14 protein-coding genes are annotated in these 12,113 nt (G+C 70.3%); 5 read left to right on the forward strand and 9 right to left on the reverse strand.

The window, feature by feature from the left end:
• Positions 1-33 precede the first annotated feature (33 nt).
• Positions 34-558: an FxsA family protein gene (locus tag AC3ERS_RS25525; protein ID WP_431970609.1), complete on the reverse strand. Its 525-nt coding sequence runs from the start codon at positions 556-558 to the stop codon at positions 34-36.
• Between the two features lie 83 nt (positions 559-641).
• Positions 642-1,301 carry a response regulator gene (locus AC3ERS_RS25530; protein WP_431970610.1) on the reverse strand — a complete coding sequence of 220 codons (660 nt, stop codon included), beginning with the start codon at positions 1,299-1,301 and terminating at the stop codon, positions 642-644.
• 119 nt (positions 1,302-1,420) lie between these two features.
• Here AC3ERS_RS25530 and AC3ERS_RS25535 point away from each other — a divergent pair, with 119 nt between their 5' ends.
• Positions 1,421-2,122 carry a DUF4132 domain-containing protein gene (locus tag AC3ERS_RS25535; RefSeq protein ID WP_431970611.1) on the forward strand — a complete coding sequence of 234 codons (702 nt, stop codon included), beginning with the start codon at positions 1,421-1,423 and terminating at the stop codon, positions 2,120-2,122.
• Between the two features lie 113 nt (positions 2,123-2,235).
• Here AC3ERS_RS25535 and AC3ERS_RS25540 read toward each other — a convergent pair whose 3' ends face one another.
• Positions 2,236-3,414 (reverse strand): sensor histidine kinase, encoded by a 1,179-nt coding sequence (locus AC3ERS_RS25540; RefSeq protein WP_431970612.1) that lies wholly within the window; start codon positions 3,412-3,414, stop codon positions 2,236-2,238.
• A 66-nt stretch (positions 3,415-3,480) separates the two neighbouring features.
• Here AC3ERS_RS25540 and AC3ERS_RS25545 point away from each other — a divergent pair, with 66 nt between their 5' ends.
• Positions 3,481-4,248, forward strand: a complete 768-nt coding sequence (locus AC3ERS_RS25545) for a TSUP family transporter (RefSeq protein ID WP_431970613.1) — start codon at positions 3,481-3,483, stop codon at positions 4,246-4,248.
• Between the two features lie 59 nt (positions 4,249-4,307).
• Here the strand turns inward: AC3ERS_RS25545 and AC3ERS_RS25550 are convergent, their stop codons facing one another.
• The gene (locus AC3ERS_RS25550) at positions 4,308-4,964 is read right to left on the reverse strand and encodes a TetR/AcrR family transcriptional regulator (protein ID WP_431970614.1); all 657 of its coding nucleotides are present in this window, start codon (positions 4,962-4,964) and stop codon (positions 4,308-4,310) included.
• Between the two features lie 208 nt (positions 4,965-5,172).
• On the opposite strand from AC3ERS_RS25550, the gene AC3ERS_RS25555 reads away from it, so the two are divergent.
• Entirely contained in the window at positions 5,173-6,711 is a 1,539-nt protein-coding gene (locus AC3ERS_RS25555) for a TldD/PmbA family protein (protein ID WP_431970615.1), read from the forward strand.
• A gap of 95 nt (positions 6,712-6,806) precedes the next feature.
• Positions 6,807-8,123 carry a metallopeptidase TldD-related protein gene (locus AC3ERS_RS25560; RefSeq protein ID WP_431970637.1) on the forward strand — a complete coding sequence of 439 codons (1,317 nt, stop codon included), beginning with the start codon at positions 6,807-6,809 and terminating at the stop codon, positions 8,121-8,123.
• Positions 8,124-8,207: 84 nt separating this feature from the next.
• Here the strand turns inward: AC3ERS_RS25560 and AC3ERS_RS25565 are convergent, their stop codons facing one another.
• The 3 genes from AC3ERS_RS25565 to AC3ERS_RS25575 all read right to left on the reverse strand — a co-directional run bounded on the left by AC3ERS_RS25565 (position 8,208) and on the right by AC3ERS_RS25575 (position 9,927).
• The gene (locus AC3ERS_RS25565) at positions 8,208-8,705 is read right to left on the reverse strand and encodes a DUF4333 domain-containing protein (RefSeq protein ID WP_431970616.1); all 498 of its coding nucleotides are present in this window, start codon (positions 8,703-8,705) and stop codon (positions 8,208-8,210) included.
• 234 nt (positions 8,706-8,939) lie between these two features.
• A complete protein-coding gene (locus tag AC3ERS_RS25570; RefSeq protein WP_431970617.1) occupies positions 8,940-9,326 on the reverse strand; it encodes a PPOX class F420-dependent oxidoreductase in 387 nt (128 codons plus the stop codon).
• Positions 9,327-9,378: 52 nt separating this feature from the next.
• Complete coding sequence (locus AC3ERS_RS25575) at positions 9,379-9,927, reverse strand: PadR family transcriptional regulator (RefSeq protein ID WP_431970618.1); 549 nt, start codon at positions 9,925-9,927, stop codon at positions 9,379-9,381.
• Between the two features lie 118 nt (positions 9,928-10,045).
• Between AC3ERS_RS25575 and AC3ERS_RS25580 the strand changes: the two genes are divergently transcribed.
• Positions 10,046-10,765 (forward strand): VOC family protein, encoded by a 720-nt coding sequence (locus AC3ERS_RS25580; RefSeq protein WP_431970619.1) that lies wholly within the window; start codon positions 10,046-10,048, stop codon positions 10,763-10,765.
• Positions 10,766-10,783: 18 nt separating this feature from the next.
• On the opposite strand, the gene map is transcribed toward AC3ERS_RS25580, so the two are convergent.
• Positions 10,784-11,551, reverse strand: coding sequence for a type I methionyl aminopeptidase (map, locus tag AC3ERS_RS25585; protein ID WP_431970620.1), 768 nt, complete (start codon positions 11,549-11,551; stop codon positions 10,784-10,786).
• Positions 11,552-11,752: 201 nt separating this feature from the next.
• Positions 11,753-11,899 (reverse strand): hypothetical protein, encoded by a 147-nt coding sequence (locus tag AC3ERS_RS25590; RefSeq protein ID WP_431970621.1) that lies wholly within the window; start codon positions 11,897-11,899, stop codon positions 11,753-11,755.
• Positions 11,900-12,113: the final 214 nt, after the last annotated feature.

A 12,113-nucleotide genomic window follows, 5' to 3' on the forward strand; every position in this document is an offset into this window, starting at 1 on the left:
CGGATTCGGTCGATCACCGTGGACGGCCCACCGTCAGGCCGGGCCGACCGCCCGGCGGGCGTTGCCTTGACCGTCGTCGTACCACTGGGGGACGGCAGTCGGCGGAGCCGACGGGGTGGGTGAACACTGCTGGACGACCACGCCGTCGATCACCTCGTCGCCGTCGATGACGACGCCGCGGTACGGCGCGCGGCTCAGCAGACGACCGAAGCGACGCGCGGCCAGCGCGGTGACGATGGGACGCACCAGCATCCTGGTCGGCGGCAGCAGCAACAGCAGCCCGAACAGCGAGGTCACCAGTCCGGGCACGAACATCAGCACTCCGCCCGTCGCGACCAGCGCGCCGTCGGCGACGGCGGTGCCGGGGGTGATCTCGCCGCGTCCGGCCCGGCGGAACTGGTCGAACACCCGCCGCCCCTGGGAGCCGATCAGCAGCATGCCCGCCGCGGAGCCCGCGATGAGCAGCAGGATGGTTGGCATCGCGCCGATCAGCTGACCGACGGCGAACAGCGCGGCGATCTCGACGACCACGTAGAGCACGAACAGCAGGGCGGGCATGGCGTTCCTTCCGGACGATCTACCCCTACCAACGCAAGCGAGCGGTGTTTTTCTCCCGCCCGGGGCTGATAGCTCGCTGAGATTCAGCCGCCGGGCCGCACCAGCCCGGTCTCGTAGGCCAACACCACGGCCTGCACCCGGTCGCGCAGCCCGAGTTTGGTGAGCACCCGGCCGACGTGCGTCTTGACGGTGGCTTCGGAGAGGTAGAGTTGCTCGGCGATCTCCGCGTTGGAGCGGCCCGCGGCGATCTGCTCGAGCACCTCGCGTTCGCGCGCGGTGAGCACATCGAGCACCGAGGGGTCGCGCATGCCTGCGGGATCGTCGGCGATGAGCCGGTCGAGCAGCCGCTTGGTGACCTTCGGTGAGACCACCGCGTCGCCCGCGGCCACGCTGCGGATGGCCGAGACCAGATCTTCCGGCGGGGTGTCCTTGAGCAGGAAGCCGCTGGCGCCCGCGCGCAGCGCGCCCAGGGCGTGTTCGTCCAGGTCGAAGGTGGTCATCACCAGGACACGGCACCCGTCGCCCGCTTCCACGATGCGGCCGGTGGCGGTCACGCCGTCGACCACGGGCATGCGGACGTCCATCAGCACCACGTCGGGGCGCAGTTCCTTGGCCTTGCTGACGGCCGCCGCGCCGTTCTCGGCCTCCCCGATCACCTCGATGTCGGGATGCGCGCCGAGCACCATCTTCAGCCCCATGCGCATCAATTCTTGGTCGTCGACTACGAGAACAGTGATCGGCACGCGTCCAATCTAGCGGTGCCGGGCGACAATTCGGTTACCGCTTCCGCGCGTCTCCCGGACTTGTCGGCGCGCGCCGATATTCTCTTGCGTTCCCTGTAATCGACTCTCGTGGTGGGGAGATGTGCGAACAGATTCGGCTTCTGGAGATCGCGATGATCCAGCAGCACACGTGGACCGGCGGTCAGCATCGGGTTTCCGTCCTCGACCATCCGTTTTTGCGCCATCCGGCGCGACGGCTGGTCTGGCTCGGGTTCGACGAGCGAGCCAACCTCGAGGTCTCCTTCCGTGTCGCGGCGGACGGCTCCGCGACCGACCGCGATGGGCGGACGATCGGCGTCGACTCGGCCCGTATCGCGGTGGCCCATCCGCTCCAGCTCGCGGGCGAGCTACCGCACTGGGTCAGCCATTTCACGGATCACGAACTGCGCCAACCCTTTCCGCAACTGGCCAGAGAGGTGCACGCGCTGACCGAGCGGGAGCGGGCGGCGACCTCGCTGGAACGCTTCGCGCACCGCATGGTGCCCACCTGCGCGCTGCTGCGCCTGGAGGGATTCGGCTGGCGCCGCGGCGCACCGATCGACGGGGTGCACGATCACCTCTACCGCCGGGTCGACGGCGACCTCCAGGTGCTGCTGCACCTGGACGACGGCATCGCCGTCGGGGATGCGGAGCCCGAGGGCGAGCGGGTCATCGAGGCGGTCGAGCTGAGCTCGCGCCCCGCGTCACCGTGGTGGCGCCGATGCGGCGACACCGCCTTCGGCGCGCTGAACCCGATCACCGCCAGCGAGGTGCTGCGCGAGCTCGCGGCGATCTTCGAGTGACCGGGCGTAGCTGACCACTCCCCCGGGGCCGCACCAGCGGAACCGCCCCTCCATCCCCCGCGGCCGCACCAGCGGGACCGCCCCCACCGGGGCCGCGGCAGCGGGACCGCGCCCTAGCAGTCCAGCGGCTCGGTGACCAGCGGGATGGTCGCGCGTACCCGCCAGGCGCCGTCAGCGGCGCGGCCCACGTCCAGGGTTCCGCCGAGGACCGCGATGCGTTCACGCATGCCGACGAGCCCGAGGCCGCTGCCCTTGATCGGGTTGGCCTCGGGCCCGTGCATCGGAACGCCGCCGGAGTCGGTGACCTCGACGAGGACGTCGCTGTCGCGGCGGTGCACCCGGACCCACGCCTTGGGGTGGGCGCCCGCGTGACGCAACGTGTTCGTCAGCGACTCCTGCACGATCCGGTGCACGCCGAGGCTCACCTCCGGGGCGATGTCGTCGATGTCGCCGGTCAGCTCCAGCTCGACGGCGAGACCGGTGCCGCGCATCATCTCCACCACCTTGGCGATGCCTGCCGTGCCGTGCTGGGGCAGCTGATCGGGCGCGTGCTCGGTGCGCAGCAGTGCGACCGTGCGGCGCAGCTCACGCAGCGCCTCGCGGCCGGTGCTCGCGATGGTGGTGACGGCTTGCTCGGCGATGTCCGGGTCGCGGCGCAGCGCGTACTTCGCACCGTCGGCCTGCACGATGATGACGCTCACCGCGTGCGCGACGACGTCGTGCAGTTCGCGCGCGATTCGGGTGCGTTCGAGCGCGACCGCGTCGTGGGTGCGCCGCTCCCGGTCGTAGTCGGCGACCGCGAGCCGCGCGGCCACCTCGGCGTCGTAGGCGTGCCGCGCGCCGTTGAACTCCGCCAAGGTCCAGCACAGCGCGTAGTACAACGCGATGAACGCGATCGTCGACCACACGGGCTGATCGAGCAGCAGGGTGGACAGCGTGGTGTCGACGACAAGACCCGCCAGCAGCAGCAAGCCCTCGCGCCTGCCGACGTAGGCGACCAGCGTGTACAGCATGATCCCGAGCGCGAGCAGCGCCGGGTGCATTGCCTTGTCGTCGAGCAGGTAGCTCAGCAGGGTGGTGCTGATGGCCAGGCCGAGCATGGTGGCGGCGGTGGCCCTCGGGTAGACGCGGCGGAAGGCGACCGGGATCGGCAGCAATCCGCCGACCACCAGGTACACGGCCTTCTGGTTGGAATCGCCGATGGCCGTGAGGTCCAGCAACAGCAAGCCGAATGCGAGGATGGAATCCGCCACGAGGGGCTTGCCACGAAGCCACAGACTGAACCGGCGCATGCCGGCAAGACTAGGCCCTCCGTCCCAGGCAGCACGGAAACATGGGACGTCTGGTTGGGTTGCACCGTGAATCTTGCAGACTGGGCGGCCCTGGTGGCGGCCGCGACCGCCGCGGGCTGGGTCGACGCGGTGGTCGGCGGCGGCGGCCTGATCGTCCTGCCGACGTTGTTCTTGGTCGCTCCCGGCATCGCGCCGCAGACCGCGCTCGGCACCAACAAGCTGGCCGCGTTCGCGGGCACCACCGCCTCCGTGCTGACCTTCGCCAGGAAGGTGCCGATGCAGTGGCGGGTGCTCTTGCCCGCGGCGGGCATCGCCGCCGTGGCCGCGGCGTCGGGCGCGGCGGCGGTCTCGCTGATCGATCGCGACCTGTTCGTCCCGATCGTGATGGTGGTCCTGGTGTCGGTCGCGATCGTCGTGACGCTGCGCCCGTCGATCGGCGTCACCATGGCCACCCATCCGCCGACCCGCCGCAAGGTGGTGCTGGTCGTGGCGCTGGCCGCCGGGCTGATCGGGTTCTACGACGGCTTGCTCGGGCCCGGCACCGGCACCTTCCTGATCATCACCTTCGCCACGCTGCTCGGCACCGAGTTCGTGCGGGCCGCGGCCATGGCGAAGGTGATCAACTGCGGGTCCAATGCCGGCGCGCTGCTCTTCTTCGGCCTCACCGGGCACGTCATGTTCGCGCTCGGCGCGACGATGGCGGTCGCCAATATCGCCGGCGCGATCGCCGGGTCGCGGATGGCGCTGAGCCGGGGCGCCGAATTCGTCCGCGTCGTGCTGCTCGTGGTCGTGGTGGCGATGGTGCTCCGCCTCGGCTGGCAGCAGTTCGGCTGAGCGGCGCGCTCAGTCAGTCGGTGCGCAGTCAGTCGAACGCGCTCAGCCTTTCGAGGCGCTCAGCCGACCGGTTCGGCGTGCGCCGCGCAGCTGGCGGTGAGCCACGGCCGCAGGACGCGGCGGGTGGTCTCGTTGATCTGGCGGTGCAACCGCTCACCGTCCTCGGGTCCCGCGTGCGGCTGCTGGAAGAGCACGGTGAGCGCGCCGGACACCGCACCGACCACCGCGCCGACCAGCGCCGCGGCGCCGACCTCGTCGAATTCGTCGGGGAACGCGGCGTGTAGCTGCCTGCCGATCTCGCGCTGCGCCACCAGCTGGGCGTGCGCGGCGCGGCCGCTCACCGCGGGCACGGTCCGCGAGACCTGGGCGCGCACCGCGGCGATGCGAGCGCCCAGATCGTCGACGAGGTGTTCGCCCGGATTGTCGCCCGCGGCCCGTAGCGCGCGCAGCAGCACCTCGACCGGACGCTCGCCGACACGGCGGCTCGCGATGGCGGCCACCGCCATTCGCACGCGATCGTCGGGCTCGGGGAAGAGCAGTTCTTCCTTGCTGGCGAAGTAATTGAAGAAGGTGCGCGTGCCCACCTCCGCCGTGGCGGCGATGTCGGCCACCGTGGTCTCGTCGTAGCCTCTTGTCTCGAAGAGTTCGACGGCGGCCTCGAGCAGCGCGCGGCGGGTACGGTCACGTTTGCGGTCACGGAGGGCGGATGGCGGCACGCGGGCACAGTACGGCATTCCGCAGCGCCGATGCGGTAACCCACGCCTTGCGCGTGCCGTTCGCGCCGGTGCGATCCGGCGTCACGAATCGGCTGCCGACGGATGTCTTCTTGCACCGCTGAGTATTTCGGCCGATCGCCCACCGCGCCGAGGTGCGCGGCTCGTCCGCCGATGCCTGGGTCGGCGGACACCCGGTAGCGTAAACGGGGTGAGCATCGCGACTTCCGGGGACGGCTCGGTGATCGACGCCGAATTCCTCGCGCTACCACTGTCCGCGCTGGCCGACGCCGCGCTCGCGGCGGCCACCGCGGCGGGGGCCGAACACGCCGATCTGCGCGTGCACCGGTTGGTCACGCAGTCCATCCGGCTGCGCGACGGCCGCGTCGAGGCGATCAGCAATGCCACCGATCTAGGGTTTGCCGTGCGCGTGATCGTCGACGGCACCTGGGGTTTCGCCTCGCACGCCGCGCTCACCCCCGACACCGCCGCCGAGGTGGCGCGCCGCGCGGTCACCGTGGCCACGGCCCTGCGCGATCTGAACCGGGAGCGCGTCGAACTGGCCGACGAGCCACGCTACACCGACGCGCACTGGGTCTCGGCCTACGACATCGACCCGTTCACCGTGCCGACCGCCGACAAGGTCGCTCTGCTGCAAGATTATTCGGGCAGGCTGGCCGCGGCGGACGGCGTCGATCACGTGACCGCCTCGGTGTTGCAGGTCAAGGAGCAGACCTTCTACGCCGACACCGCGGGCTCGTCGATCGCCCAGCAGCGCGTCCGGCTGCACCCGCAACTCGAGGCCGTCACTGTCGATTCGGCCGCGGGCGTCTTCGAGACCATGCGCACCCTCGCCGCTCCGGCCGGGCGCGGCTGGGAGTACGTCACCGGCGCCGACGGAATCTGGGACTGGGACGACGAACTCGCGCGGATCCCCGGCTGGCTTGCCGAGAAGGTGAAGGCGCCGAGCGTCACCGCGGGCCCGACCGATCTGGTGATCGATCCCAGCAATCTGTGGCTGACCATCCACGAATCCATCGGTCACGCCACCGAATACGATCGGGCCATCGGCTACGAATCCGCCTACGCGGGCACCTCCTTCGCCACCCCGGACAAGCTGGGCACGCTGCGCTACGGCACCCCGATCATGCAGGTCACCGGCGACCGCACCGAGCGCAACGGCCTGGCCACCGTCGGCTACGACGACGAGGGCGTTGCCGGGCAGCGCTGGGATCTCGTGCGCGACGGCGTGCTCGCCGGTTACCAACTGGACCGCGCGTTCGCTCCGCGCCTCGGTCTGCCGCGCTCCAACGGCTGCTCCTACGCCGATTCCGCGCACCACGTGCCGATCCAGCGAATGGCCAACGTCTCGCTGCAACCCGACCCGGACCGCGACACCAGCACCGAGGAGCTGATCTCCCGGGTCGAGGACGGCCTCTTCATCGTCGGCGACAAATCGTGGTCGATCGATATGCAGCGCTACAACTTCCAGTTCACCGGCCAACGGTTCTTCCGCATCCGCAACGGGGCGCTCGACGGCCAGGTGCGCGATGTCGCCTACCAGGCCACCACCACCGATTTCTGGGGCGCGATGGAGGCCGTGGGCGGCCCGTCGACGTGGCGGCTCGGCGGCGCCTTCAACTGCGGTAAGGCCCAGCCGGGTCAGGTGGCCGCTGTCAGCCACGGCTGCCCATCGATCCTGGTGCGCGGCATCAACGTTCTCAACACCAGGACGGAGGCCGGTCAGTGAGCGAGCCGGGCAGCGACAGGGTGCACGCGCGCGGTGTGGCGCCCGCGGGCGACGTGGTGGAGAGGGCGCTGGCGCTCTCCCGCGCCGACGAGGCGATGGTGATCGTCACCGACGCGCACGAGGCGTCGCTACGCTGGGCGGGCAATTCGATGACGACCAACGGCTCGTCGGTCTCGCGGGACTGGGCGGTGGTGTCGATCTTCCGCGACGGACCGCATGCGGCCAGGGTCGGCAGCGTCGGTTCGACGAGCGTCGACCTCGCCGAGATCGAGGCGGTCGTACGGGCAAGCGAGGACGCGGCGCGCACCGCCGAACCCGCGAAAGACGCGATGCCGCTGCTGGAATCGGACGCCGCCGCCGAGGACTGGGCGGCCGCACCCGGCAGCACGGGCATCGAGGTCTTCGCCGATCTGGCCCGTGACCTGTCGGCCGGATTCGACGGCGCCGACCTGCTGTACGGCTTCGCCCACCACCAGATGCACACCACCTGGCTCGGCACCTCCACCGGCATCCGCCGCCGCTTCGTGCAACCGACCGGCTCGGTGGAGATCAACGGCAAACGCGGTGCGGGCGCGGAGCTGGCCAGCGCCTGGGTCGGCGTCGGCACCGCCGATTTCACCGATGTCGACACCCCGGGCCTGCTCGCCGAGCTGAACCGACGCCTGGATTGGGCGAGGCGCCGCGTCGAGCTGCCCGCAGGTCGCTACGAGACGCTGCTACCGCCCTCGGCGGTCGCCGACCTGATGATCTACATGGCGTGGTCGATGGAGGGCCGCGGCGCGCAGGAGGGGCACAACGCCTTCGCCCGCGCGGGCGGCACCCGAATCGGCGAGCGGCTCACCGACATTCCGCTCACGCTGTATTCCGACCCGAGCGCGGCCGGGCTGGAGTACCGGCCGTTCGTCGCGACATCGGCCTCGTCCGAGGCGCTCTCGGTCTTCGACAACGGGCTGCCCGCCGCGCGGGTCGACTGGCTGCGCGAGGGCGTCATCGAATCGCTGGTCTATCCGCGCGCCACCGCCGCCGAATTCGACGCCCCCGCCACGGTGCCCGGCGAGAACCTGTTGCTCACCGGGGGTTCCGGCGCGAGCTTGGACGAGATGATCGCGCGCACCGAGCGCGGCCTGCTCCTCACCACGCTCTGGTACATCCGCGAGGTCGATCCGGCCAGCCTGCTGCTGACCGGTCTCACCAGGGACGGCGTGTATCTGGTGGAGAACGGTGAAGTCAGCGCGGCGGTGAACAACTTCCGTTTCAACGAGAGCCCCATCGACCTGCTGCGCAGGGCCACCGAGGCGGGCGTGACCCAGGCCACGCTGCCCCGCGAGTGGAAGGACTGGTTCACCCGAACCGCCATGCCGCCGTTGCGGATTCCCGACTTCCACATGTCCTCGGTCAGCCAGGCCACCTGAGACACGACACCACCCGAGACACGACGCAGGGCCGCTCCGTGCTGGGAGCGGCCCGTGCGGACGGGATCGTGGCGGCGACCGGCCTCAGTGCGGGCGGCCGACCTCGTAGGTGCCGTCGCTGTCGGTGATGGTGACCGATACGGACTTCTGCATGCTGCCGACCTTCACGAGGCATTCGAAGGTCGCGCCGAGGACGACGGTCTGACCTCCGGGGCAGCGCACGTCGCGGACGTCGTCCATGCCGTAGGAGTCGATGAGCACCAGCTGCACACCGCGTTGTAGGTCCATCTGGTCCAGCTGCTTGGCCGGCGGATCCACCGCGCGGACCGGCGCGACGGGAGCCGAGGTCTGCGCCAGCGGCGCCGAGGCTGCCGGTGTCCGCACCGGGTTGTCGGCCGCCGCACTCTCGCGGATGTTGACCACCACGAGTCCGGCGATCACCCCGGCGATGGCGATGACGACGGCGCCGACCAGAGCGGCGACGAGCACGGGAAGCCAACCGCTGTCGGTGGTTTCGGCGTCCGAGTGGGCGGCGACCGGGTAAGGCTGCGAGGCCCGCGGCGGCCGAGTCGGTGCTGTCATGAACGATCCCTCCCCCCGGGGCAGGGTCGAGACATCGTGTCCGCCTGGGGACTACCCCGGTATGCCCGACGAAGGATAGCCGAGCCATGATCACCGCCTCCGCCGGTACCCCCGGAATCCCCGTGTCCGCCTTGCCTATTCCGGACCTTCCGGGCATTCGGCCGAATCTGCGCACTCCCGCTTCCGCTCCGAGTGTGCGCGGACCCGGGGATCGACCTCGCCGGGCAGCGCCGGTCAGGCGTCGGGCGTGAACTCGATGCCGATCGTGCCGGCCTTGCCCCTGCGCAGGGTGCTGCCCAGAATGAGCAGCGGTCCCAGCAGCCAGTACTTCTTGCGCAGCAACGCGCGCACGCGTTCGGTACCGTCGGCGTCCAGCACGCGCCCGGTGCCCGCGACGACGGCGCCGCGCACCCGCTTACCTCTGGCGTCGCACGCCTGCACGGTGCATGCGGGATCCCGGCGCAGCCGCTTGACCTTCCAGCTCTCGGTCTCCGTCCAGATGTACAGCTTGCCGCCGTCGGCGACCGCCCACACCGGCGTGCTGACGGGCGTGCCGTCCTTGCGGAAGGTGGTCAGCTGCACGTAGTCGGCGGAGCCTGCCTCACCGAGCGAGTTCGTCATGATCACAGCGTATCCGGGGGCGCGGCGGGGGTGCGAGGGCAGCACGAAGGGATCACTCCGGCATGCGGTACTCGCCCGACTCCAGGCGGGCGAGCAGTCCGTCGGTCCATCGGGTGAGGTTGTCGAACACGCCGCTCCACAGCTCGAGCAGATCGGGCGCGTGCGGCGCCTCGTAGCGGCCGGGGAAGGTCGGGATCATGGCCAGCAGGTCCTCGCGTACCGCGGCCGCGTTGCGCCGCTGCTCCGCCAGTTTGGCGATGACGTGCGCGCGGGGCAGAGCGTCCATGAAAGCGATGGCGGCGCCGAGTTCTTCCATATCGATGCTCACCAGCGCGGCGTCCATGAGCGTGCGGAACTCGGCCTCACCCGCCTCGGTGAGCTCGAACAGCGTCCGGCCGGGTCCCTGGTCGCTGTCCTCGGTGCCGAGCGCGCGCAGCTTCCCTTCCTGCGTGAGCTGTTTGAGCGCGTGGTAGATCGAGCCCGGCTTGACGTTCGTCCAGGTTTCGGCCCGCCACGACAGCAGTTCGCGCCGCACGGCGTAACCGTGCGTCGGTTGGCGGGTGCGGATCACCCCGAGGACGAGCAGACGCACGGCCGCCACGCGCGTTCCTTTCTCCCTGTCGCCACGAATCGACCCATGCTACTCAAATTTGACTTCCGGGAGAGCGCGCGCCTAGGTTGGCGGTACTCAAATTTGACTAGTGTCGGAGGAACGACTCATGGACGACTCTCCGGTCCCGGTGTTGTGGACCGCGTCGCCGGCCACCACCCTCGACTTCTACCGGGCCATCGGCTACACGGTGACCCACGAGCAGACCCGCCCCTACGTCTATCTCGCGCTGGAATTCCACGGTTGTCCGGTGCATTTCAACTCGCCGCCCAAGGGCTTCGAGCTGCCGCCGGAGCGCGTCGGCTGCCTGGTGATGGTCGACGACGTGGCCGCGCGCCACCGCGACTTCACCGCCGCGTTGCGCGCCGCCTTCGGCAAGGTGCCTACCAAGGGCCGCCCGCGCATCACGCGTTTCCGCCCCGGGCAGAGCCGCTTCACCCTCGTCGACCCCGACGGCAATTCCCTGCTGTTCATCCAGCGCGACGAGCCCGACGACCGCGAGTACGGCGGCTCACGCGACCTGGAAGATCTGGCGAGGGTCATCGACAACGCGCGAATCCTGCGCGATTTCAAGACCGACGACAAAGCCGCCGCGCGGGTGCTCGAAGTCGGCCTCGGTCGCTTCGCCGCAACCGCCGCGCCGGTGGAGCGCGCGCGGGCGCTGGCCATGCTCGCCGAGATCGCCATTGCCGCGGAGGACCCGGAGCGCGCCGCCCGATACCGCGACGAGGTGCGCGCGCTGAATCTTTCGGCCGAAGATCGCGCGGCAGTGGCCGCCGAACTCGGTGCGAGCGCCGAGCTGGAGCGCTGGCTCACCGAAACGCGCTGAGGCGAAGGAGGTTCCGCGTCAGGCCGCGCGGGTCAGCACCTGCGGCCCGTCGGCCGTGATGGCGACGGTGTGCTCGGAGTGCGCGGTACGCGAACCGTCGGCGGAGCGGATGGTCCAGCCGTCGGCGTCGGTGTAGATGCGATCGGTGGTGCGGGCGAACCACGGTTCGATGGCAATGGTCAGTCCCGGCCGCAGCGGATAGCCGCGACCGGCCCGGCCCGTGTTCGGGATGTGCGGATCCTCGTGCATGGTGCGCCCGAGGCCGTGCCCGCCGAACTCGGTGTTGACCGGATAACCGTAGGCGCGGGCCACCCCCGCGATGGCCGCGGACAGATCGCCGATGCGGTTGCCGGGCAATGCCACCGCGATGGCCGCGGCGAGCGCCTCCTCGGTGGCACGCACCAGCCGCAGGTCCGCCTCCGCCGCGGTCCCGACGATCACCGTGATCGCCGAATCCGCGACCCACCCGTCGACGCCGACCGCGAGGTCGATGCTCAGCACATCGCCATCGCGCAGCACGTAGTCGAACGGAAGTCCGTGCAGCACGGCGTCGTTCACGGACAGGCACACCGTGTTCCGGAACGGTCCGCGCCCGAAGGACGGCGCGTAATCCCAATAGCACGAGACGGCGCCGCGGTCGCGGATGCGTTCGCGCACATAGGCTTCCAGGTCGAGCAGGTTCACCCCGACCCGCGCCCGCGTGCGCACCTCGGCGAGCACGTCCGCGACGAACTCACCGGCCACCCGCATCCGGGCGATCTCCGCCGCCGACTTCAACTCCACCATTTCCGACCTCCACTGCGCCGAATCCACTACCGGTTCCGACCCCGCCGGCGGGACGCGCCGACGGTCGACCGGTATTTTTATACCAGCGTAGCGGCGTCGGTATTTAAATACCAATCGCACACGAGAGCTCGCCGCGCCCGGCGATTCCCGGGCGCGGCAGGACTCGAGAGACACACGCGCCGGATCACCGGCAGGCGGCCCTTACTCCGCGTCGTCCTCGCCCTGCTCCAAGGCGCGCATGGCCTCCGCCAGCTCGGCGCGCAACCGCTCGGCGGCCTGGCGATCGTTGCAATCCTCGGCCGTGGTGATGTCCTGACGAAGCTGGGCGATCGTGTCGCGGGAAACCATGAATCCTCCCTCTCGCTCTCGCGGCGTTCTCATTCCATTCGGGGGATGTCCGGTTTCCGAGCGCGGAAACCCCGCGTCACGGGAACGAGTTTTCGAGGCGCGACCGGGTATCCAGCCGGTGGGCGGCGTCACATCCAACGAGTGAACAGTCGTGCTCCCGATAGCCGACATGGGCGTGGGGGGGGGGGGGGGGGGGGGGGGGGGGGGGGGGGGG

It is taken from the genome of Nocardia sp. bgisy134, assembly GCF_057708325.1.

What these genes read in the sequence shown, in the direction of transcription:
- AC3ERS_RS25570 (WP_431970617.1), bottom strand. Translation starts at nt 9,326, where the DNA reads ATGACGAACTCGCTCGGTGAGGCAGGCTCCGCCGACTACGTGCAGCTG.
- AC3ERS_RS25540 (WP_431970612.1), bottom strand. Translation starts at nt 3,414, where the DNA reads ATGCGCCGGTTCAGTCTGTGGCTTCGTGGCAAGCCCCTCGTGGCGGAT.
- map (WP_431970620.1), bottom strand. Translation starts at nt 11,551, where the DNA reads ATGGTGGAGTTGAAGTCGGCGGCGGAGATCGCCCGGATGCGGGTGGCC.
- AC3ERS_RS25590 (WP_431970621.1), bottom strand. Translation starts at nt 11,899, where the DNA reads ATGGTTTCCCGCGACACGATCGCCCAGCTTCGTCAGGACATCACCACG.
- AC3ERS_RS25560 (WP_431970637.1), top strand. Translation starts at nt 6,807, where the DNA reads ATGGTGATCGTCACCGACGCGCACGAGGCGTCGCTACGCTGGGCGGGC.
- AC3ERS_RS25580 (WP_431970619.1), top strand. Translation starts at nt 10,046, where the DNA reads ATGGACGACTCTCCGGTCCCGGTGTTGTGGACCGCGTCGCCGGCCACC.
- AC3ERS_RS25525 (WP_431970609.1), bottom strand. Translation starts at nt 558, where the DNA reads ATGCCCGCCCTGCTGTTCGTGCTCTACGTGGTCGTCGAGATCGCCGCG.
- AC3ERS_RS25565 (WP_431970616.1), bottom strand. Translation starts at nt 8,705, where the DNA reads ATGACAGCACCGACTCGGCCGCCGCGGGCCTCGCAGCCTTACCCGGTC.
- AC3ERS_RS25535 (WP_431970611.1), top strand. Translation starts at nt 1,421, where the DNA reads ATGTGCGAACAGATTCGGCTTCTGGAGATCGCGATGATCCAGCAGCAC.